Annotated in this window: 22 protein-coding genes; 18 read left to right on the top strand and 4 right to left on the bottom strand. The window is 72.4% G+C overall.

Annotated elements, in window-relative coordinates:
• Positions 1-39: 39 nt before the first annotated feature.
• The gene (locus SM418_RS03335; RefSeq protein WP_371938367.1) at positions 40-519 is read left to right on the top strand and encodes a CoA-binding protein; all 480 of its coding nucleotides are present in this window, start codon (positions 40-42) and stop codon (positions 517-519) included.
• A gap of 8 nt (positions 520-527) precedes the next feature.
• A complete protein-coding gene (locus tag SM418_RS03330) occupies positions 528-953 on the top strand; it encodes a VOC family protein (RefSeq protein WP_371938368.1) in 426 nt (141 codons plus the stop codon).
• A gap of 13 nt (positions 954-966) precedes the next feature.
• Here SM418_RS03330 and SM418_RS03325 read toward each other — a convergent pair whose 3' ends face one another.
• Positions 967-1860, bottom strand: coding sequence for a hydroxymethylglutaryl-CoA lyase (locus SM418_RS03325; RefSeq protein ID WP_371938369.1), 894 nt, complete (start codon positions 1858-1860; stop codon positions 967-969).
• 114 nt (positions 1861-1974) lie between these two features.
• Here SM418_RS03325 and SM418_RS03320 point away from each other — a divergent pair, with 114 nt between their 5' ends.
• The 5 genes from SM418_RS03320 to SM418_RS03300 are packed head-to-tail and all read left to right on the top strand — an operon-like array spanning position 1975 to position 8498.
• Positions 1975-2652: a GntR family transcriptional regulator gene (locus tag SM418_RS03320; protein ID WP_371938370.1), complete on the top strand. Its 678-nt coding sequence runs from the start codon at positions 1975-1977 to the stop codon at positions 2650-2652.
• The gene (locus tag SM418_RS03315) at positions 2653-3876 is read left to right on the top strand and encodes a CaiB/BaiF CoA transferase family protein (RefSeq protein WP_371938371.1); all 1224 of its coding nucleotides are present in this window, start codon (positions 2653-2655) and stop codon (positions 3874-3876) included. It abuts the gene before it with no gap.
• Positions 3877-3919: 43 nt separating this feature from the next.
• Positions 3920-5980: a hydantoinase/oxoprolinase family protein gene (locus tag SM418_RS03310; protein ID WP_371938372.1), complete on the top strand. Its 2061-nt coding sequence runs from the start codon at positions 3920-3922 to the stop codon at positions 5978-5980.
• Complete coding sequence (locus tag SM418_RS03305; protein WP_371938373.1) at positions 5980-7875, top strand: hydantoinase B/oxoprolinase family protein; 1896 nt, start codon at positions 5980-5982, stop codon at positions 7873-7875. Before SM418_RS03310 ends, SM418_RS03305 begins: the two co-directional genes overlap by 1 nt.
• Complete coding sequence (locus tag SM418_RS03300) at positions 7872-8498, top strand: isochorismatase family protein (protein ID WP_371938374.1); 627 nt, start codon at positions 7872-7874, stop codon at positions 8496-8498. Before SM418_RS03305 ends, SM418_RS03300 begins: the two co-directional genes overlap by 4 nt.
• Before the next feature lie 7 nt (positions 8499-8505).
• Here the strand turns inward: SM418_RS03300 and SM418_RS03295 are convergent, their stop codons facing one another.
• Positions 8506-9147: a TetR/AcrR family transcriptional regulator gene (locus SM418_RS03295; protein WP_371938375.1), complete on the bottom strand. Its 642-nt coding sequence runs from the start codon at positions 9145-9147 to the stop codon at positions 8506-8508.
• Between the two features lie 102 nt (positions 9148-9249).
• Here SM418_RS03295 and SM418_RS03290 point away from each other — a divergent pair, with 102 nt between their 5' ends.
• The 3 genes from SM418_RS03290 (at position 9250) to SM418_RS03280 (ending at position 13237) form a co-directional block, all read left to right on the top strand.
• A complete protein-coding gene (locus SM418_RS03290; RefSeq protein ID WP_371938376.1) occupies positions 9250-10323 on the top strand; it encodes an oxygenase MpaB family protein in 1074 nt (357 codons plus the stop codon).
• Between the two features lie 86 nt (positions 10324-10409).
• Entirely contained in the window at positions 10410-11015 is a 606-nt protein-coding gene (locus SM418_RS03285; RefSeq protein ID WP_371938377.1) for a maleylpyruvate isomerase family mycothiol-dependent enzyme, read from the top strand.
• 77 nt (positions 11016-11092) lie between these two features.
• Positions 11093-13237 (top strand): acyl-CoA dehydrogenase family protein, encoded by a 2145-nt coding sequence (locus SM418_RS03280; protein WP_371938378.1) that lies wholly within the window; start codon positions 11093-11095, stop codon positions 13235-13237.
• Positions 13238-13348: 111 nt separating this feature from the next.
• Here the strand turns inward: SM418_RS03280 and hypB are convergent, their stop codons facing one another.
• Both hypB and SM418_RS03270 read right to left on the bottom strand, forming a co-directional pair.
• Positions 13349-14092: a hydrogenase nickel incorporation protein HypB gene (hypB, locus tag SM418_RS03275; protein WP_371938379.1), complete on the bottom strand. Its 744-nt coding sequence runs from the start codon at positions 14090-14092 to the stop codon at positions 13349-13351.
• A complete protein-coding gene (locus SM418_RS03270) occupies positions 14085-14423 on the bottom strand; it encodes a hydrogenase maturation nickel metallochaperone HypA/HybF (RefSeq protein ID WP_371938380.1) in 339 nt (112 codons plus the stop codon). Before SM418_RS03270 ends, hypB begins: the two co-directional genes overlap by 8 nt.
• A 194-nt stretch (positions 14424-14617) precedes the next feature.
• On the opposite strand from SM418_RS03270, the gene SM418_RS03265 reads away from it, so the two are divergent.
• The 8 genes from SM418_RS03265 to SM418_RS03230 all read left to right on the top strand — a co-directional run bounded on the left by SM418_RS03265 (position 14618) and on the right by SM418_RS03230 (position 21395).
• Entirely contained in the window at positions 14618-15667 is a 1050-nt protein-coding gene (locus tag SM418_RS03265; protein ID WP_371938381.1) for an NADH-quinone oxidoreductase subunit B family protein, read from the top strand.
• Between the two features lie 61 nt (positions 15668-15728).
• The gene (locus tag SM418_RS03260) at positions 15729-17513 is read left to right on the top strand and encodes a nickel-dependent hydrogenase large subunit (RefSeq protein ID WP_371938382.1); all 1785 of its coding nucleotides are present in this window, start codon (positions 15729-15731) and stop codon (positions 17511-17513) included.
• The gene (locus SM418_RS03255) at positions 17513-17998 is read left to right on the top strand and encodes a NifU-related iron-sulfur-binding protein (protein WP_371938383.1); all 486 of its coding nucleotides are present in this window, start codon (positions 17513-17515) and stop codon (positions 17996-17998) included. The genes SM418_RS03260 and SM418_RS03255 overlap by 1 nt, the downstream gene beginning before the upstream one ends.
• Complete coding sequence (locus SM418_RS03250) at positions 17995-18612, top strand: DUF5947 family protein (RefSeq protein ID WP_371938384.1); 618 nt, start codon at positions 17995-17997, stop codon at positions 18610-18612. The genes SM418_RS03255 and SM418_RS03250 overlap by 4 nt, the downstream gene beginning before the upstream one ends.
• The gene (locus tag SM418_RS03245; protein ID WP_371938385.1) at positions 18609-18812 is read left to right on the top strand and encodes a hypothetical protein; all 204 of its coding nucleotides are present in this window, start codon (positions 18609-18611) and stop codon (positions 18810-18812) included. Before SM418_RS03250 ends, SM418_RS03245 begins: the two co-directional genes overlap by 4 nt.
• A 149-nt stretch (positions 18813-18961) precedes the next feature.
• A complete protein-coding gene (locus SM418_RS03240) occupies positions 18962-19690 on the top strand; it encodes a DUF6084 family protein (protein WP_371938386.1) in 729 nt (242 codons plus the stop codon).
• Entirely contained in the window at positions 19678-20649 is a 972-nt protein-coding gene (locus SM418_RS03235; RefSeq protein WP_371938387.1) for a hypothetical protein, read from the top strand. The genes SM418_RS03240 and SM418_RS03235 overlap by 13 nt, the downstream gene beginning before the upstream one ends.
• The gene (locus tag SM418_RS03230; RefSeq protein WP_371938388.1) at positions 20646-21395 is read left to right on the top strand and encodes a hydrogenase maturation protease; all 750 of its coding nucleotides are present in this window, start codon (positions 20646-20648) and stop codon (positions 21393-21395) included. Before SM418_RS03235 ends, SM418_RS03230 begins: the two co-directional genes overlap by 4 nt.
• Positions 21396-21418 lie beyond the last annotated feature (23 nt).

Below are 21418 nucleotides of genomic sequence, written 5' to 3'. Positions count from 1 at the left end.
GATCCTGACCCGTGACCTGGCCCGTCAGAGGGTGGGGGCATGACAGAGCTTTCCGGCGGGCGGATGTTCACCCCGCCGCCGTCGCCCCGGGTCGTCGCCGTCATCGGGGCGTCGCGCACCCGTGGGACGGCCGGCGCCGAACTGCTGCGCGACCTCGTCTCCGGCGGGTTCGAAGGCGCCGTCTTCGCGGTGAACCCGCACTGCGCGGGGTCCGACCTGCACGGCGTGCCCTGCGTGGCGGGGCTCGGCGATCTACCCGAGCCGCCCGACCTCGCGGTGATCGCCGTCCCCGCGTACGCCGTGTCCGGCGTGGCCGCGGCCTGCGGCCGGTTCGGGATACCCGCGCTCATGGTGATCGGCTCGGAACTGACCGCCGGCCAGCGCGGCGGCCTGCTCGCCGTCTGCCGCGAGCACGGCATTCGGCTCGCCGGGCGGGACTACCTCGACGCGGCGTTCGGCCCCGGCCGTCCGGCGGCACCGGGGGAGCCACTATCCGCGCGTACCTCACCGGCGCGATGATGTGATCCATGAGCGACATATCAGCACAGGGATACGGGCCGGATCACGAATCGCCGTTCGCCTACGGGGTGCACCACGTGCAGATCGCCATCCCGCCCGGCAGCGAGGACGAGTGCCGCGCGTTCTACGTGGACGCCTTAGGGATGAGCGAGATCAAGAAGCCGCCGCTGCTGGCCGCGCGGGGCGGGCTGTGGGTGCGCGCGGACGCGCTGGAGATCCACCTGGGCGTCGAGCAGGATTTCCGTCCGGCGCGCAAGGCGCACCCGGGCATCCGCGTCGAGGACCTGGACGGGCTGGCCGAGCGGCTGGCCGAGCACGGCGTCCAGGTCGACTGGGACGACGCCTTCCCAGGTCATCGGCGCTTCTACGCGTTCGACAACCTGGGCAACCGCCTGGAGTTCCTGCAGCGGGACGGCTCGCTCCCCGAGTGGTGAGCGGGCCGGCCGGTCACCCGGGGAAGGGACCGGCGCGGCCGAGCAGGGCCTGAACCGGGCTGTCGAGGCGCTCGCTCAGCCAGGCCGCAGTCTCCGTCACCGGCGCCATCTGGACGCCGGTGGCGACGCCGCTGCGGTCCAGCGCGTACACGAGGTCCTCGGTCGCGATGTTGCCGGTGGCGGCGGGCGCGAAGGGGCAGCCGCCGAAACCGCCGGTGCTCGCGTCGAGCGCGCTGACCCCGTGGTCGAGCGCGGTGAGCGCGTTGGCGTAGCCGGTGTTGCGCGTGTTGTGGAAGTGGCAGCGCAGCGGGACCCCCGGGGCGATCTCGGCGGCGCCGGTCAGCAGCGTGCGCACCTGCGCGGGGACGCCGACGCCGATCGTGTCGGCCAGCGCGATCTCGTCCGGCTCGCTCTCGGCGATCCGCCGCACCAGGTCGAGGACGCGTTCGGCCGGGACCTCGCCCTCGAACGGGCAGCCGAACGACGCGGCGATGGTGACGCTGCGGAAGAGCCCGGCGGCGCGGGCGTCGGCGGCGATCCGCGCCCAGTTGGCGATGCCCTCGTCGACGGAGCAGCCCTGGTTGCGGCGGCTGAACTCGTCCGTGGCGACGACCACGACGTTGACCTCGTGCACGCCGGTGGCCAGCGCCCGGTCGAGGCCGCGCTGGTTGAGCACGAGCCCGGCGTAGCTCACGCCTTCGGGCCGAGGAAGGCGCTCCATCACGGCCTCCGCGTCGGCCATCTGCGGGACGCGCTTCGGGTTGACGAAGCTGACCGCCTCGATCCGCCGCAGCCCGGCGGCGATGCTCCGCTCGATGAGCCGCACCTTGTCGGCGGTGGGCAGGATCGCGGCCTCGTTCTGCAGCCCGTCCCGGGGTCCCACTTCGATCACTTCGACGTGCGCCATGGGCCTTCCCTTGTATGCAATCTGTGGACATCTAGAGAATCGGCCAGGTATAACCCTTGTGTCAAGCGCCCGAAATGCATATCTTGCATACAATCGACCGACCAGGAGGTTCGGATGGTCCGTGCCGTCGACCGTGTGTACGCACGGCTGCGCGCCGACATCCTGGACGGCGTCCACCCGCCCGGGGGACGGCTCGGCGAGGCCGAGCTGGCCGGGCAGACCGGCTCCAGCCGGACGCCGGTCCGCGAGGCGCTGCGCCGCCTCGAGGTCGAGGGGCTGGTCGAGGTCCTGCCGCACCGCGGCGCCCGCGTCCCGGACCTGACGCCCGAGGACCTGGAGGAGATCTACGACCTGCGCATGCTGCTGGAGGGCGCCGCCGCCCGCCGCGCCGCCACCCGGATCACGCCGAAGGACGTGGACCGCATGGACGAGCTGTGCGGCCTCATGGAGCGCTCCGCCGCGCCGGGCGACGGCCAGGACCTGGATCGGATCGCCGAGCTGAACGCCGAGTTCCACGGCATCGTCCGGGCCGCGGCGGCCAGCGTCCGGCTGGTGTCCATGCTCAACGCGGTGGTGCAGCTCCCGCTGGTGACGCGGACCTTCCACCGGTACTCGCCGGACGACCTCGCCCGCAGCGCCGCCCACCACCGGGAGCTGGCCGCCGCGCTGCGGGCGGCCGACGGCACCTGGGCCGAGTCGGTGATGCGGGCGCACGTGCTCGCCGCGAAGGCGGTGCTGCTCCGCGCCGTCGACCGTCCCGGCAACGACGACACCGAAACGAGGACTTCCTAGATGTCAACGCACGACGGCGCCCCGCAGGACGCCCGCGGACCGCTCGCCGACCTGCGCGTGGTCGAGATGGGACAGCTGCTCGCCGGCCCCTTCTGCGGCCAGCTGCTCGGCGACTTCGGCGCCGAGGTGATCAAGCTGGAGTCGCCGGGCGCCGGCGACCCGATGCGCCAGTGGGGACGCGAGAAGCCGCACGGCAAGTCCCTGTGGTGGCCGGTGGTCGCCCGCAACAAGAAGTCGGTGACGTGCAACCTGCGCACGCCCGAGGGCCAGGACCTGGCGCGGCGGATCATCGGCCAGGCGGACATCGTCGTGGAGAACTTCCGTCCCGGCACGCTGGAGCGCTGGGGGCTGGACTTCGACAGCCTCCGCGAGGCGAACCCGGGGCTGATCCTCGTCCGCGTGTCCGGTTTCGGGCAGAGCGGCCCCTACGCCCCGCGCGCCGGGTACGGCTCGATCGGTGAGGCGATGGGCGGCATCCGCTACGTGACCGGCGATCCGGGGAACGCGCCGTCCCGCGCCGGGATCTCGCTCGGCGACTCCCTCGCCGCGGTGTTCGCGACCATCGGCGCGCTCGTCGCCGTCCACCACCGCAGCAACACCGGCCGGGGGCAGATCGTCGACTCGGCCATCTACGAGGCGGTGCTGGCGATGATGGAGTCGCTGCTGCCCGAATGGGCCGTGGCCGGCTACCAGCGCGAACGCACCGGGTCGGTGCTGCCGAACGTGTCGCCGAGCAACGTGTACCCGACCGCGTCCGGCGAGATGATCCTCATCGCCGCCAACCAGGACACCGTGTTCGGGCGCCTCGCGAAGACGATGGGCCGGCCCGAGCTCGCGGACGACCCCCGGTTCGCCGGGCACGCCGACCGGGGCCGGAACATGGCCGAACTGGACGAACTGATCTCCGCCTGGTCGGCCGGGCTGGAGACCGAGGCCCTCCTGGGGACGTTGCACGAGGGCGGCGTGCCCGCCGGCCGCATCTACACCGCCAAGGACATGTTCGAGGACCCGCACTTCGCCGCCCGTGAGGCGATCGTGCGGCTCGTCCACCCCGACTTCGGTGAGCTCCCGATGCACAACGCTTTCCCCAGGCTCAGCGAGAGCCCCGGGTCGGTGCGGCACGCCGGCCCCGGCCTCGGCGAGCACAACCGGGAGGTCTACGGCGCCCTCCTGGACCTTCGAGAAGACCAGATCGCCGCGCTGGCCGAGCGCGGCGTCATCTAGAGCAAGCACGCATCTAGAGCAAGCACGGCATCGGGAGAACGACATGGGATATCGCCTAGGCGTCGACGTAGGAGGCACGTTCACCGACGTGCTGCTCGTGGACGAGGAGACCGGCGTCAGCCATCGCGCCAAGACCGCGTCCACTCCGGCGGACCAGTCCGTGGGCGTCCTCAACGGCATCCGGAAGGTGTGCCGGGACGCCGGGATCGAACTGACCGAGGTGGCGCACGTCCTGCACGGCACGACGGTGGCGACCAACGCGATCCTGCAGGGCAGGGGAGCGCGGGTCGGCCTCGTGACCACCGAGGGGTTCCGGCAGGTGCTGCAGATCGCCCGGTCGTACGTGCCGGGCGGGCTGGCCGGCTGGATCATCTGGCCGAAGCCGGAGCCGCTGGCCCGGCTGGAGCACACGGTCGAGATCCCGGGGCGGATCGGCGCCGACGGCTCGGTCATCACCCCGCTGGACGAGGACCGCGCGCGGGCCGAGCTGCGCCGGCTGGCCGGCGCGGGCATCGAGGCGCTCACCGTCTCGCTGATCAACTCGTACGCGAACGACGAGCACGAGCGGCGGGTGGCGCAGCTCGCGGCCGAGGAGCTGCCCGGCGTGCCGGTGTCGCTGTCCAGCCACGTCCTGCCGGAGATGCGGGAGTACGAGCGCACCGTCACGACCGTGGCGAACAGCTACGTGCAGCCGGAGGTCGCCCGGTACGTCAGCAACCTGGACCGTTCCCTGACCGGTAGCGGGATCGCGGCGCCGCTCGCGGTGCTGCGCAGCGACGGCGGGCTCACCCAGGCCGGGAAGGCGGCGCAGGACCCGGTGTCGCTGCTGCTGTCCGGCCCGGCAGGCGGGGTGACCGGCGCGGTGTGGTTCGCCGAGCAGGCCGGGTTCCCCGACTTCCTCACCTTCGACATGGGCGGCACGTCCACGGACGTGGCGCTGGTGCTCGACGGGCGCCCGCGGATCGGCCGGGAGACCAGCGTCGGCGACCTGACCGTCCGGGCGACCAGTGTGGACGTCCGCACGGTCGGCGCGGGCGGCGGCTCGATCGCGCACGTCCCCGAGCTGACGAAGGCGCTGCGGGTCGGGCCGCAGTCGGCGGGCGCGGCCCCCGGCCCGGCCGCCTACGGCTCCGGCGGCACCGAACCCACGGTCACCGACGCCAACGTCGTCCTCGGCTACCTGCCGACGCAGCTCGCCGGCGGGGAGATCTCGCTGGACGTCGAGGCCGCCCGCAAGGCGGTGAGCGGCATCGCCGAGGCGATGGGACTGCCCAGCGTCGAGGCCGCGGCGGCGGGGATCATCGACATCGTCAACGAGAACATGCTCGGCGCGCTGCGGCTGATCAGCGTCCAGCAGGGCTTCGACCCGCGCGACTTCGCGCTGATGTCGTTCGGCGGCGCGGGCCCCCTGCACGCCAACGCGCTCGGCCGGCTGACCGGCTCGTGGCCGGTGATCGTGCCGCCGTCGCCGGGCGTCCTGTGCGCCTACGGGGACGCGACGACCTGCGCCCGCGACGAGAGCGCCCGCACGATGGTGCGCCGCTTCTCCACCCTCGACGACGCCGAGCTGCGCACCGCGCTCACCGAGCTGGCCGACGCCGCCGCCGGGCGGCTGGAGGCGGAGGGCGTGCCGCGCGACAGCCAGACCGCGACGTACCAGTTCGACCTGCGCTACCACGGGCAGGGCTTCGAGATCCCCGTCGAGATCGACCGGGCGACCGTGGACGGCGACCTGCTCACCGAGCTCGGCGCCAAGTTCGACGCCGAGCACAAGCGGCTGTTCTCCTTCCTGCTCGACAACGAGCGCGAGGTGATCAACGTGCGGGTGACGGTGAGCGGGCCGCGCCCGGAGGTCGCCTGGCGCACCCTGCCCGAGGGGACCGGCGACCCGTCCGAGGCGCTGATCCGCGAGACCGAGGTGTGGATGGACGGCGCGTCCGTGCCCGCCCGCATCTTCGACCGTTCCAAGCTGCGCGCGGGGGACGTGGTGACCGGACCGGCCGTCGTGGTCGAGATGGACTCCACCACCCTCGTCCTGTCCGGGCACGCCGCGACCGTGCACCCGAGCGGCAGCCTGCTGATCCGTCCCACTGAGGAGGGCTGATGGCCGAGATCCTGCAGACCAACACCGAGCCGGCCGGCCGGGTCGACGTCGACCCGGTCACCCTCGACATCATCGAGAACGCGCTGCGCAACGCGCGGCACGAGATGGACGAGGTGCTGTTCCGCACCGCGCTGTCGCCGGGCATCCGCGAGCAGCACGACGAGTTCCCGCTGATCGCCGACCCGTCCGGGAAGATGGTCGTCGGCCAGTTCGGCCTCTCGGTGCCCGACTTCCTGGCGAACTTCGACGGGACGATCGGCGAGGGCGACATCCTGATGACGTCCGACCCGTACGCGTGCGGCGCGGCGATCAGCCACGCCAACGACTGGCTGCTGGTGGTGCCGATCTTCCACGAGGGCCGGCTGGTGGGCTGGTCGTCGATGTTCGGCCACATGTCGGACGTGGGCGGCAAGACGCCCAGTTCGATGCCGGCCGACGCCCGCACCATCTACGAGGAGGGTGTGATCGTCCCGCCCTTCAAGCTGTACGAGGGCGGCAAGCTCAACGAGGCCGCGCTGCGGATCATCCTCAACCAGGTGCGGATGCCGGACTGGAACCGGGCCGACCTGAACGGGCTGACCGCGGCGTGCACGACGGCCGCCCGCCGGGTGACCGAGCTGTGCGACCGGTTCGGCGTGGAGACCTACCTGTCCGCGCTGGACGCGCTGCTCGAACGCAACTACCAGGCCATGAAGGTGCTGCTGGCGACCCTCTTCGAGGACGGCCAGACGCTGGAGTTCGCCGACTACATCTGCGACGACGGCTGCGGCTACGGCCCCTACGAGCTGAAGATCTCGCTGACCCGGACCGGGGAGAAGATCCATCTCGACTTCAGCCACGCCGCCCCGCAGGCGGTCGGGCCGATCAACTACTTCATCAACGAGAACCTCGTCCGGATGTTCTTCGGGATCTACGTGATCACGGTCGCGGACCCGCAGATCCTGTGGAACGACGGCTTCTACCCGCTGATCGACGTGACGATCCCAGAGGACTCGTTCTGGAAGCCGCGCCACCCGGCCGCGCTGAACGCCCGCAACCACGGCATCGGCCGGGTGTTCGACCTGTTCGGCGGGCTGCTCGGGCAGACGAACCCGGAGATCCTGAACGCGGCCGGGTTCTCGTCCTCGCCGCACTTCATGTACTCGGGGCACTACACCTCCGGGCCGCGCGAGGGCGAGTGGTTCCAGCTGTACTCGATCGGGTTCGGCGGCGTGCCGGGACGCCCGGTCGGGGACGGCCCGGACGGGCACTCGCTGTGGCCGTCGTTCGTCAACATCCCCTGCGAGTACCTGGAGTCGTACTACCCGCTGCGGATCGAGCGGTGGGAGACGATCGCCGACTCCGGCGGCGCCGGCCTGCACCGGGGCGGCAACGGCGTGGACGTCGCCTACCACTTCGAGGAGCCCGGCACGATCGCCATCCACGACGACCGCTGGCTCACCTACCCGTGGGGCGTGAACGGCGGGCGTCCGGGGGAGCGGGGCCGCAAGTGGATCGACCGGGCCGACGGCACCCGCGAGGTGCTGCCCAGCAAGATCCACGACGTCCCGGTCGGGGCGGGTGACGTGCTGCACTTCGTGACCTGGGGCGGCGGCGGATGGGGCGACCCGCTCGCCCGTCCGGCCGAGCTGGTCGCGCTGGAGGTGCAGCGGGGTCTGGTGACCGCGGGCGGCGCCCGTGAGGGCTACGGCGTCGTCTGCACCGACGACGGCGTCCTCGACGTGCAGGCCACCGAGCTGCTGCGGGCGGAGATGAGCGCCGCGCGGACGGAGATCCCCGTGTTCGACATGGGGCCGCCGCTGGAAGAGATCATCGCCCGCTGCGAGGAGGAGACCGGGCTTCCCGCGCCGAGCCCGCCGGTCGACGTCCGCTCCGCCGACGCGCTGCGCCGATGACCGGCACGGACGACCTCGTCGCCGGCTACCGGGAGTCGGGCTTCGGCGAGACCCTCGGCTGCGGCGAGAACCCGGCGGTGCTGGTGGTCGACTTCGCCCGCGCGTACCTGGAGGACGGGTCGCCGCTGCGCGCCCCGGTCGAGGACGCCCTGGCCGCGACGGTGACGCTGATCGGCGCGGCACGGGCGGCGGGGCTGCCGGTGCTGTTCACGCGGGTGAGCCTCCAGCCGGGCGGCGCGGACGGCGGCCTGTTCCGCCGCAAGGTCCCCGCGCTGCGCGTGTTCGAGGAGGGGAGCCCCCTCGGCGATTTCGCCGAGGGGGTCGCCCCCCTGCCGGGGGAGACCGTGGTCACCAAGCAGTACGCGAGCTCGTTCCACGGGACGTCGCTGGCAGCGACCTTGACCGCGTCCGGCATCGACACCCTGTTCATCTGCGGGCTGACCACGAGCGGCTGCATCCGTGCCTCCGCGACCGACGCTCTGCAGCACGGCTTCCGCCCGCTCGTGGTGGACGAAGCCTGCGGTGACCGTGACCCCCGCCTGCACGAGGCCAACCTGCTCGATCTTCAGGCCAAGTACGCCGATGTCGTCTCCCTCGACCGTGCCCTGGAGTTGATCGGCTGAGGAGTCGCTACCCCTGCGGGACGGCGTGCCGTGCGGCGGTGGTGTGGAGGGCCAGGGAGAGCTCGACGGCGCTGTCGACCACCGCGTCGAGGTCGTCGCCGAGCCGCCCGTCCGCCCACTGCTGGGCCAGCTCGGTCATCGCGCCGGTGAACATGGTCGCGGCGATGACGACCGGGAGCCCCGGGTTCTCGATGTTGCTCATCGCGAGCACGCCGTCCAGCAGGGCGGTCTGGGCGGCCCTGCGCCGCTCGGCCAGCACCTCGTTGCCGCGTGCCTCGGCGAACAGGACGCGGCCCCTGCGGGGGTCGTCGCTGATGAACCGCAGCACGCTGCGGATGCCGGCCCGGGTTCGGACGTCCGGACTCGGGCCGGCCTCGTCGAGGGCGGCTTCCAGCGCTTCGGCCAGGGACGTCGCCTGCCGGTCGTAGACGGCCGCGAGCAGTTCGCCGGTGCCGGCGAAGTTCTCGTAGAAGTAGCGCGTGTGCAATTCCGCCTCGCGGCACACGGCGCGGACCGTCAGGCCCGCCTCTCCCTCCTCGCCGAACAGCCGGTGAGCGGCCTCGACGAGCATGCCGCGCCGCTCGTCCCGCCGCCGGCTCGCGGGCACCCCGGCCCACCGGGTGGACGTGGCCGTGCGCGCGTTCGCCATGCCCCGACGATACCCCCGCGGCGGTCCCGCGACCCAAGTCTGGACACGGCTGTACCCAAACACTTACTCTGGATACAGTTGTAACCAGAAGTGGGAGCGCACATGCCGGCCAAGACCGATCCGCGCAGGACTCATCCAGGCCAGACTCATACCGGCAGGACTCATCCGGGCGGGAGTCATCCGGGCAAGACGAACGTCGTCGCGACGCGGTTCGAGCGGGCCTTCGACGCCGATATCCGCGCCCGGTTCTTCAAGGGCCTGGACTTCGCCGGCCCCGAAGGCGACCCCGGCTGGTTCGGCCCCGAAAGCGCGGTCTGGTACGTCCACTCGCACCTGCCCACGCTGATGCTCGGCCTGGTCGGCGCCGCCTACATCGAGGGGCTCGACCCGAGCATCAGCTGGATGGGCTACGACCACTCGCGGCTCGCCCAGCGCGTCGACGGCATCCCGACCGGCAACATCGACCCGGAGGGCGCCGCGGTCCGGCTCGGCCACTCCCTGTCGTTCTTCATCGGGACGGCCTACGGCTCGACCGCGACCGCCGAGCGGCTGGCCCGGACCGTCCGCGCCATGCACCACACCATCAAGGGCACCCGCCCGGACGGGCTGGCCTACGACGCCGACGACCCCGAGTGGCTGCGCTGGAACTACGCGACCGTCGTGTGGGGCCTGGCGACCGCGCACGAGCGCTACCACCGGCGTCCCCTCCGCGACATCGACCGCTACTACCGCGAGTTCGTCCGCGTCGGCGAGGCCCTCGGCGGGACCGACCTTCCCGCCACCAAGGCCGAGGTCGCCGAATGCCTGGAGTCCTACCTGCCGCGCCTGGCCGTCACCCCGATCAAGGCGTTCGCGACCGGGCCCAACCTGCGCGACAGCAAGGCCAAGCCCTGGGAGCCCGGCAGCGCCTTCATGGACTGGGCCGCCCGCGACCTGCTCCCGAAGTGGGCGCAGAAGCTCTGCCTCTACCAGCCGCCGAACCCGATCGCCCTGCGCGCGCGCCGGACGATGCTGTGGACCGTCCTCAACGGCCTGCACGATGCCACCGGCCCGATCCGGGAGTTCCGCGAGGCCAAGGCCCGCGTCGCCGGCGGCGTCTCGGAGCCCGTCGCCTCGACCGCGCCGACCGCGCCCGACCCCGTGCTGACCCGCGAGGAGGTCGAGGCGACCGCCTGACCGGCGTCGCCCGCCGCCGCGTCCGATGACTTTCCGATGCGGGGACGGTCCACAGAGCGTAGGGCCGAGACCCACTTGGAGGCCGGATGTGCGAGCGGACTCAGGCTGCCCAGGGCGCCGTGTGCGGTGTCCGGCTGCTGGACCGGGCGGTCGGCTACGCGCTGACGGCCGTCCAGGGGATCACACCGCGCATGTTCGCCCGCCGCACACCCTGCGCGGCCTGGGACCTCGAAATGCTCGTGCTGCACCTCGCCGACTCGCTCGCCGCGCTGCACGAGGGCATGGCGGCCGGGCGCGTCGGGACGGCGCCGGGCCCGGTGGAGCCGTCCGGCGATCCGGTGTCGGCGCTGCGGGTGCGCGCCGTCCGGCTGCTGCGGGCGTCCGCCGCGCTGGGGGCGGTGGCGGTCGAGGACCGGCGGCTGGCGGGGGAGATGCTGACCGGGGCCGGCGCGATCGAGGTCGCCGTCCACGGCTGGGACATCGCGCAGGCCACCGGGGACGCCCGGCCCATCCCACCGGTGCTGGCCGGCGACCTGCTGGCGGTCTGCCCGCTGGTGCTGCCGGACCCGCCGCGCCGCCCGCTGTTCGCCGACCCTGTGGAACCGGCGCCGGGCGCAGGCCCCGGCGACCGCCTCGTGGCCCATCTCGGCCGCCGCCCGCCAGGAGTGCGTTCCGGCGAACCGCCGAGATAGATCCGGACGCCCCCTCGCCCCGGACGGCAACCGAATGACATTCTGGTCTTTGGACGGAACACATTCTTGGAGGGCCCATGGCGATCGCCATCAGCGAGGAGCACCGGGAGCTGGCTCGGACGGCGCGCTCGTTCCTGCGCGACCACGAGGCGCGGGCCGCGGGCCGCGCGCTGCTGGACGCCGACAAGGAGGAGCTTCCCGCCTTCTGGACCGAGTTCGCCGGGCTCGGCCTGCTCGGCCTGCACCTTCCCGAGGAGCACGGCGGCGGCGGAGCGGGCCTCCAGGAGTTGGTCGTCGTCGCCGAGGAGCTCGGCCGCGCCGCCGCGCCCGGCCCCATGCTGCCGACGATGATCGCCTCCGCGGTGATCGCGGCGGCCGGGAACGACGAGCAGCGGGCGCGCCTGCTGCCCGGCCTCGCCTCCGGCGCGACCCCGGCGGCCCTCGGCGTGGACGGCTCGCTGACCCTGCGAGGCGGCGCCGCCACCGGTGACGCGGGCGTCGTGCTGGGCGGCGGCCTCGCGGAGCTGCTCGTCCTCCCGGCCGGCGACGACATGATCGTCGTGCGGGCGGACGCCGCGGCCGTCGAGGTCCCCGAGAACCTGGACCCCGGCCGCCGCTCCGCACGCGTCCGCCTGGACGGCGCCGCCGCCGACGTCCTGCCCGGCGCCCGGGCCCTGGCCACCGCGATCGCCCGCACGATCGTCTCCGCCGAAGCCGTCGGCGGCTCGCTCGAATGCGTCGAGAACGCCGTCGAGTACGCCAAGGTGCGGCAGCAGTTCGGCCGTCCCATCGCGACGTTCCAGGCGGTCAAGCACCACTGCGCGAACATGCTCGTCGCCGCCGAACTCGGCACGGCCGCCGTGTGGGACGCCGCGCGGGCGGCGTCCGGGCCGGCGGACCAGTTCGAGCTGGCGGCGGCCGTCGCCGCGGCGCTCGCCCTCCCCGGGTTCACCTCCAACACGGGCCTCAACATCCAGGTGCACGGCGGCATCGGCTTCACCTGGGAGCACGACGCCCACCTGCTGATGCGCCGGGCCGCGACGCTGGAGGCGGTGTTCGACCCGCACTCCGCCGAACGGGACGTGACCCGGCTGAAGGCTGCCGGCGTCGTCCGCGAGACGACCCTGGACCTGCCGCCCGAGGCCGAGGCGCGGCGCCCGGAGATCCGCGAGCTGGCCCGGGAGATCGCCGCGCTGCCCGCGGCCGAGCAGCGCCAGAAGCTCATCGACACCGGCTACGTCCAGCCGCACTGGCCGCGCCCTTGGGGCGTGGAGGCGAGCGCCGGGCTCCAGCTCGTCATCGAGGACGAGTTCCGCGCCGCGGGCGTGAAGCGCGCCCAGCTCGGCATCACCGGCTGGGTCATCCTCACGCTCGTCCAGCACGGCACCCAGGACCAGATCGATCGCTGGGTGCGGCCCGCGCTCACCGGCGACGAGGTCTGGTGCCAGCTGTTCAGCGAGCCCGAGGCCGGCTCGGACGCCGCCGCCGTGAAGACCCGCGCCGTCAGGGTCGAAGGCGGCTGGGTCGTCAACGGCCAGAAGGTCTGGACGAGCGGCGCCCAGTACTGCCGCTGGGGCTTCGCGACCGTCCGCACCGACCCGGACGCGGCCAAGCACGCCGGCGTCACCATGGTCGTCGTCGACATGGAGCACCCCGGCGTGGAGGTCCGGCCGCTCCGCCAGATCACCGGCGGCTCCGACTTCAACGAGGTGTTCTTCTCCGACGTCTTCGTCCCCGACTCCGACGTGGTCGGCGAGCCCAACCAGGGCTGGACGGTCGCCCGCGCGACCCTCGGCAACGAACGCGTCAGCATCGGCGGCGGCGTCGGCGGCCCGCCCGGACCCGACGCCCTCGCGCTCTACCGCGAGCACGGCGACCGCGTCCCCGCCGCCGCCGAACGCGTCGGCGCCTACCTGGCCGAGGAGCAGGCGCTCCGCCTGCTCAACCTCCGCTCCGCCGAACGCGCCGTCGCCGGCGGCGAGCCCGGCCCCGAGGGCAACATCACCAAGCTCGTCCTCGCCGAGCACGGCCACGCCACCGCCGACCTCCTCGCCGAGTTCGCCGGCCCCAGCACCGCCTTCAACGAGGGCCTCGGCCAGTTCGCGGGCCTGATGCGGCTCGGTTCCCGCGGCATGTCCATCGCCGGCGGCACGTCCGAGATCACCCGCAACCAGATCGCCGAACGCATCCTGAAGCTGCCCCGCGACCCCTTGATCAAGTAGCGCGCGGGCCGGGCCCGCCGTCCCCACCCGGTGCGTCGACTTGCGGCATGTTGTTGGTATGAGCGCGTCGGAAGCAACAACACGCCGCAAGTCAACGGGGTAGCGACCGCGCTAGGCGGCGGCCAGCCAGTCGTACCAGGCGGGCAGGCCGTCGCCCCGGGTGGCGGAGACGGGGAGGACCTCCAACCCCGGGCAGAGGCGGCGCGCCGCGTCCCGGCAGGCGTCCATGTCGAAGTCGACGTGCGGCAGCAGGTCGACCTTGTTGAGCAGCAGGACGTCCGCGCCGCGGAACATGTGCGGGTACTTCAGCGGCTTGTCGGCGCCCTCGGTGACCGACATCAGCACGACGCGGGCCCGCTCGCCGAGGTCGAACAGCGCGGGGCAGACGAGGTTGCCGACGTTCTCGATGAACACCGTCGAGCCGTCCGGGGGCGCCAGCGCGGTCAGCGCCTCCGCCACCATCGTCGCGTCGAGGTGGCAGCCGGCGCCCGTGTTGACCTGGACGGTCCGGGCCCCGGCGGCGGCGAGGCGGCGCGCGTCGAGCAGCGTCTCCTGATCGCCCTCGATCACCGAGATCGGATGCCCGGCGCCGAGGTCGGCGACGGTGCGCTCCAGCAGCGTCGTCTTGCCCGAGCCGGGCGAGCTCATCACGTTGAGCGCGAGGACGCCGCGCTCGGCCAGCCAGGCCCGGTTCCGCGCGGCCAGGTCGTCGTTGAGCGCCAGCACCTTCTGGCCGAGGGGCACGGTACGGCCGTGCCCGTGCCCATGCCCGAGCCCATGCCCGTGCCCGTGATCGGGTGCCGGCAGCGTGGTCAGGCGCGCACCGCCGGTGTCGCAGCCGCAGGTCTCACACATCGTCGGCGACCTCCACCGCTCTGATCGTCAGGTCCGTGCCGCCGCTGATCGTCACGTCGGCGCTGCCGCAGGGGCACAGGGCGAGCGGCTCGCGCGCCGGGAAGCTCGTCCCGCAGCTCGCGCAGTCGCCCACCCCCTCGGGCTCGGTGATGTCGAGCCGGGCGCCCGCCACGCAGGTCCCCTCCCCGGCGAGCTCGAAGCAGAATCGCACCGCGTCCGGCATGACTCCGGAAAGTCTGCCAATTTCGAGGTGGACGACGGCCACCCGCGAATCGGGCAATTGTGCGGAAATCGCCGCTATGACGCTCTCCGTGACGGTCAATTCGTGCACGCTTCCCCCGTCCGCTCCGCGGCCCGTTTCCGTTGCCCGGGCGCTGTTGCGGTGCCCCTGATCTTCCCTGCTCAAACGCTGCGTTTACCGAATCGGGGAACCTGCTTTAAGGGGTTTTCGGGCGGTGTTTCAGGCCCATCCGCAAGGGCAGGCCGAATTGGTAATGATCTCTGCCGGCCCGGGGAGGGAATCGGATGGTGAGCGTCGCCGCGACGGAGCCGCTGACGGAGGAGATCCACATTCTGTGGACCTCTGAGGGAATGAGCTGCGACGGGGACACGATCTCGGTGACCGCGGCCTCGCTGCCGAGCATCGAGGACGTCGTCCTCGGCGCGATACCGGGCCTGCCGAAGGTCCACCTGCACAACAAGGTGCTCGCCTACGAGAACGGCGACGAGTTCATGGAGGCGTTCCGGCAGGCGGCGCGCGGCGAACTCGACCCGTTCATCTTCGTCGTCGAGGGGTCGATCCCGAACGAGAACATCAACGGGGACGGCTACTGGACGTCGATGGGCAACGACCCCGAGACCGGCGAGCCGATCACGCTGAACGAGTGGATCGACCGGCTCGCGCCGAAGGCCTGGGCGGTCGTCGCCGCGGGCACCTGCGCGACCTACGGCGGCATCCACGCGATGGCGGGCAACCCGACCGGCTGCATGGGCCTCGCCGACTACCTCGGCTGGGACTTCCGCTCCGCCGGGGGCCTGCCGATCGTCAACGTGCCGGGCTGCCCCGTCCAGCCGGACAACTTCATGGAGACCCTGCTGTGGGTGCTGCACCAGGCGGTCGGGCAGGCGCCGGTGATCCCGCTGGACGACAAGCTCCGCCCGACGTGGCTGTTCGGCAAGACCGTCCACGAGGGCTGCGACCGGGCCGCGTACTACGAGCAGGCCGACTTCGCGTTCGACTACAACTCGCCGAAATGCCAGGTGAAGATCGGCTGCTGGGGCCCGGTGGTGAACTGCAACGTCACCAAGCGCGGCTGGATGGACGGCGTCGGCGGCTGCCCCAACGTCGGCGGAATCTGCATCGGCTGCACGATGCCCGGGTTCCCGGACAAGTTCATGCCGTTCATGGACGAGCCGCCCGGAGCGAGCCTGTCCACGACGCTGCTGAAGTCCTACGGGCCGTTCATCCGCACGATGCGGTCGATCACCAACAGGGGCGCCAACAGGGAACCGAAGTGGCGCCACAACCGGGAGAGGCTCACCAGCGGCTACCAGCCCCGCTGGCCGCACAACTGACCGGGAGTCCCGTCACCGAAAGGCCGCGTCAATGAAGCAGGGCACGAAGACGAGAAACGACATGACCGCCACCAAGGGCGGTCTCGTCGAGGTCGCGTTCGACCCGATCACCCGGATCGTCGGCAACCTCGGCATCTACACCAAGATCGACTTTGCGAACCGGCAGGTGGCCGAGTGCAAGAGCACCTCGTCCATCTTCCGCGGTTACAGCGTGTTCATGAAGGGCAAGGACCCGCGCGACGCGCACTTCATCACCAGCCGCATCTGCGGCATCTGCGGAGACAACCACGCGACCTGCTCGGTCTACGCGCAGAACATGGCGTACGGGATCAAACCGCCGCCGCTCGCCGACTACATCATCAACCTCGGCGAGGCCGCCGAGTTCATGTTCGACCACACGCTGTTCCAGGACAACCTCGTGTTCGTCGACTTCTGCGAGCGGATGGTCGCCGAGACGAACCCGAGCCTGCTGGCGACGGCGAAGACCACCGAGGCGCCGCGCGGATCCGTCCACGGCTTCAAGACGATCGCCGACATCATGACGGCGTTCAACCCGTTCGAGGGCTCGGTCTACAAAGAGGCTCTGCAGATGAGCCGCATCACCCGCGAGATGATCTGCCTGATGGAGGGGCGGCACGTCCACCCGTCCACGCTGTACCCGGGCGGTGTGGGGACGGTCGCGACGCCGCAGGTGTTCACCGACTACCTCGTCCGGCTGACGCGCTGCCTCGACTTCGTCAAGCGGGCCGTCGCGATGAACGACGACATCTTCGACTTCTTCCTCGAGGCGCTGCCCGGTTACGACCAGGTCGGCCGGCGCCGGACGCTGCTCGGCTGCTGGGGCGCGTTCCAGAACCCGGAGGTCGTCGACTACGACTACCGGCACATGTCCGAATGGGGCCGGGCCGCGTACGTCACGCCCGGCGTCGTGGTGGACGGCCGGCTCGTCACCACCGACCTCGTCGACATCAACCTCGGCATGCGGATCCTGCTCGGCAGCTCCTACTACGACGACTGGGCCAACGAGGAGACGTTCGTCAAGCAGGACCCGCTCGGCAACCCCGTCGACCAGCGGCACCCGTGGAACCAGACGACGCTGCCGAACCCGCAGAAGCGCGACCTCGACGGCGGCAAGTACAGCTGGGTGATGAGCCCGCGCTGGAAGCACCCCGAGACCGGCGAGCATCTCGCGCTCGACACCGGCGGCGGGCCGCTCGCCCGGCTGTGGGCGACCGCGCTGGCCGGCGAGGTGGACACGCCGTACGTCCGGTCCACCGGGCGCAGCGTGCAGATCGACCTGCCGAAGACGCCCGGCATGCCGGAGGTCAACCTGGAGTGGACGCCGCCGCAGTACGCCAACACCATCGAACGCGACCGGGCCCGCGTGTACTTCATCGCCTACGCGGCCGGGATGGCGCTGTTCTTCGCCGAGAAGGCCCTCGACGAGGTCCGGGCCGGGCGGACGAAGGTGTTCACCGACTTCGAGGTCCCCGAAGAGGCGATCGGCGTCGGGTTCCACGAGGCCGTCCGGGGCGTGCTCTCGCACCACCTCGTCATCCGCGACCACAAGATCGCGAACTACCAGCCGTACCCGCCGACGCCGTGGAACGCGAGCCCGCGCGACTCCTACGGCACGCCCGGCCCCTACGAGGACGCGGTGCAGGGACAGCCGATCTTCGAGGAGAACGGACCGGACGACTTCAAGGGCATCGACATCATGCGGACCGTCCGCAGCTTCGACCCGTGCCTGCCGTGCGGCGTCCACATGTACGTCGGCAACGGCCGCACGATCGAGAAGCGGCACTCGCCGATGTTCGGCGCGCAGGGAAATCCCGGTGAACACTGATGAGCTGGGACGACGAGCGCGTACGCGAGCACGTCCAGCACCTTGAGGGGCTGCTGGAACGGCTCGACCCGGCGGCCGGCGACGTCGTCCAGGCGCTTGTGGAGCTGTACGGAGAGGCCCTCGACCGGGTCGTGCGGCTCTCGGCCGACACCTCGGCGCTGACCGGGGACGAGCTGATCCGGCACCTGCTGCTCATGCACGGCCTGCACCCGGAAACACCGGAAACGCGGGTGCGGCGGGCGCTCGGCGCGCTGGAGGGGTTCCTCGGCAAGCACCGCACGTCCGTGGAGTTCGCCGGCATCGAGGACGGGACGCTGCGGCTGACGGCCGCCGCCGACGGCCGCGCCGCGCCGCCCCGCCCGGTGCTGGACGCGGTCGAGCAGGCCGCCCGCGCCGCGGCGCCGGAACTGGACCGCGTCGAGGTCGCGGCGCCCGCCCCCGAGCCGGTGCTGATCACGCTCGACCAGCTGCGGAGCCGGGTGTGACGGCCGGGCCGTTCACGCCCCGGCTGGCGGCGCTGGCCCGCCGGGAGTCGCCGCCGCCGGCCCCGCCCGTCGAGCGGTGCGAGCTGTGCGCCGAGCCGCTCGCGGACGTCCACCGGCACCTGCTCGACACCGGCAGCGGCGACCCGCTGTGCGCGTGCGCGGCGTGCGCCGTCCTGTTCAGCGACAACGCGGCGGGCGGGCGGCACTACCGGCTCGTCCCGGACGAGCGCCGCGAGCTGACCGGCTTCCGCCTGGACGGCCCGCTGTGGGCCGCCCTCGGCGTCCCGGTCGACCTGGCGTTCTTCTCGGTGACCGGATCGGGCGAGGTGACCGCCCGCTACCCGAGCCCGGCGGGCGCGCTGCACGCGTCCGTGCACGCCGCCAGCTGGCGGCGCCTGACCGAGGCCAACCCCGTGCTGGCGGAGCTGCGTCCGGACGTGGAGGCGCTGGTCGTCCACCGGGCGCGGGGCGCGGCCGAGCACTGGATCCTCCCGGTCGACGACTGCTACCGGCTCACCGCCCTGCTGCGGGAGCACTGGACGGGCTTCACCGGCGGCGACGCCGTCTGGGCCCATATCGGCAGGTTCTTCGAGGAGCTGCAGGGGGAGAAATGATCAAGCTAGGCAAACCCGACGTGAAGCCCGACAAGCCGTCGCACACCCGGGGCGTCCACGAGGGCAACAGCACGGGGAACTACGAGAGGCAGCCGGGGCACCGGCCGGACGGCGGGTCGACCCAGCGCCGCTCCACCGGGATCAACGCGTCGCACCGGGATCCGATCCTCGACTCGATGCCGAATCTGTCACCGCCATGAGCGAAGTGGAGCGGGGGGTGCGGGGGGTCGTCCCCCCGCAGGAGACAGGCATGAGCGAAGCGAAGCGGGGGGTGCGGGGGGTCGTCCCCTCGCAAGAGACAGGCATGAGCGAAGCGGAGCGGGGGGCCGTTCGCGTGCGGGAGACGGGCATGAGCGAAGCGGACCGGGAGGTGCGCGGGGCCGGTCCGCCGCGGGAGGCGGGCGCGAAGGGCGCGCCGGAGCTCGGCCTCGACCTGCTCGGGATCGAGGCCGAGACCTTCGCGGCGACGCCGACGCTGAACCTGCGGATCGGGCTGAAGCGCCTGGACGGCGGGCCCGTCCAGTGCGTCCTGCTCACCACGACGGTGACGATCGCGGCGGCGCGCCGCGACTACGACGAGGCCGAACGCGACCGGCTCGCCGGGGTGTTCGGCACGCCGGACATGTGGGACAGGTCGCTGCGCGGCCTGACCTGGGCGCGCGTCGGGGCGACCGTGCCGACGTTCCGCGGCGGGACGGAGGTGACGCTGTCCCTGCCGTGCGGGCACGACATGCAGGTGGCGGCCGACCGCTACCTGCACGCGCTCGGCGGCGGCGACGTCCCGCTCGACCTCACCTTCAACGGGACGGTCTTCTATCCCGGGGAGGACGGGCGGTTGCGCACCGGGCAGATCCCGTGGCACCACGAGGCGACCGGCGTGCTGCCCGTCCAGGCGTGGCGGGACCTGATGGACCGCTACTACGGCGCCGCCCGCTGGCTCCGCCTGGACGACGCGTGCTTCGGCCGGCTGGCCGCCTACCGGGCGCGCCGCGCGCACTCCTCGTTCGACGAGACGGTCGACGAGCTGCTGCGCCGGGCCGAGGCGGCACGCGAGGAGGAGGAAGAGTGGACCGGGTGAGGGCGATCGCCGACGCGGTCCTCTACGAGGGGTACCTGCTGTGGCCGTACCGGCGGTCGGCGCTGAAGAACCGGCGGCGGTGGACGATCGGCGGCGTCTACCCGCGCCGCTACGCCGAACGGAACGACGACCACTGGACGATGCACGCCGACTTCCTCCTGGAGACCGCGCCCAAGGCGACCGTCGAGGTCACGCTGCGTTTCCTGCATGCGGTGCAGCGCCAGGTCATGGACGGCGACACCCCCGTGGACGAACTCCGTCGGGGCGATGAGACGTTCACGACCTGGCAGGAGGCCCGCGAACGCGAGATGACCAGCGGCCGCCTCTCGGTGAAACGCCTCCTGGGCAACGCCGTCCGGATCCCGGTGTCAGTGCCGCCTGGCAGCGAGGCCGAGGGGATCGGGGATGGGGCCCGGTTCGTCCGGACGTGGGAGCGGGTGGCCGGGTGGGTCGAGGTCTCGGCCGTCCCGGCCGGGGACGGGGCCGTGCGGCTCCGGGTCGAGGTCGTCAACGCCGGGGAGGCGGAGGAGCATGAGGACGCCGTCCGGGCCGGGATGCTCTGCGCGCACGTCGTCGCGCGCACCGGCGGCGGTGCGTTCGTCTCCTCCACCGACCCGCCGGAACGGCTGGCGGACGCGGTCGCGCAGTGCGCGAGCGACGGGCTGTGGCCGGTGCTCGCGGGGAGGCCGGGCGACCACGACACCGTCCTCGCCGCGCCGATCGTCCTCTACGACTGGCCGCAGGTCGCGCCGGAGAGCCCCGGCGACCTGTTCGACGGGACGGAGATCGACCGGCTGCTGATCCTCAGCGTACTCAGCCTCACCGAGGACGAGCAGCGGGAGATGGCGGCGACCGACCCGAAGGCGCGGCAGATCCTGGAGCGGTGCGGCGCGCTCTCGTCCGACGAACTGCTCGCGCTGCACGGCGCCATGCGCGACCCGAGGCGGGACGTGTGGTGAACGCGCGGGCGCTCGTCGGCGGGCGGGAGCTGACCGCGGGCAGCCGGGTCCGGCTGCGGCTCCGGGGCGGCGCGGACATCTTCGACCTCGCCCTCATCGGCCGCACGGCCACCGTCGAGCGGATCGAAGAGGACATGGAGGGCGGCCTCCACCTGGTCGTCGCGGTCGACGACGACCCCGGCCGGGACCTCGGCGCCCGCAACCAGCTCGGCCACCGGTTCTTCGTCGGGCTGGACGAGGTGGAGCCGCTGCCGCAGGACGGGCCGTCCCGCAAGGTCCTCGTCGCCGGGATCGGGAACGTGTTCCACGGCGACGACGGGTTCGGGGTGGAGGTCGTCCGGCGGCTGGAGGAGCGGCGGATACCGGACGGCGTGGACGTCACCGATTTCGGCATCCGGGGCATCGACCTCATGTACGCGCTCGGAGACGGCTACCGGACGGTGATCCTGGTCGACGCGTCGGCCCGCGGGGAGGCGCCCGGCACCGTGTCGCTCATCGAGCCGGACCCGGACTCCGGCGACTTCGGCGGCGCCGTGATCGACGCGCACGGGCTCGACCCGGCGCAGGTGCTGCGGCTCGCCCGCGACAACGGCCCGGTCCCGCCGCGGATCCTGCTGGTCGCGTGCGAGCCGTCGGCCCGGACCGGCGACGCCACCTGGGAGATGGAGCTCAGCCCGGTGGTCGGCGCGGCGGTCGGGGAGGCCGTCTCGCTGATCGAGCGGCTGCTCGCGAAGGAACTCGCCTAGAACGCACCGAAGGTCAGAACGCA

It is taken from the genome of Actinomadura chokoriensis, assembly GCF_041463665.1.
In the GTDB taxonomy this organism is placed as follows: Bacteria; Actinomycetota; Actinomycetes; order Streptosporangiales; family Streptosporangiaceae; genus Spirillospora; species Spirillospora chokoriensis_A.
This window is presented reverse-complemented; position numbering and strand designations above follow the sequence as displayed.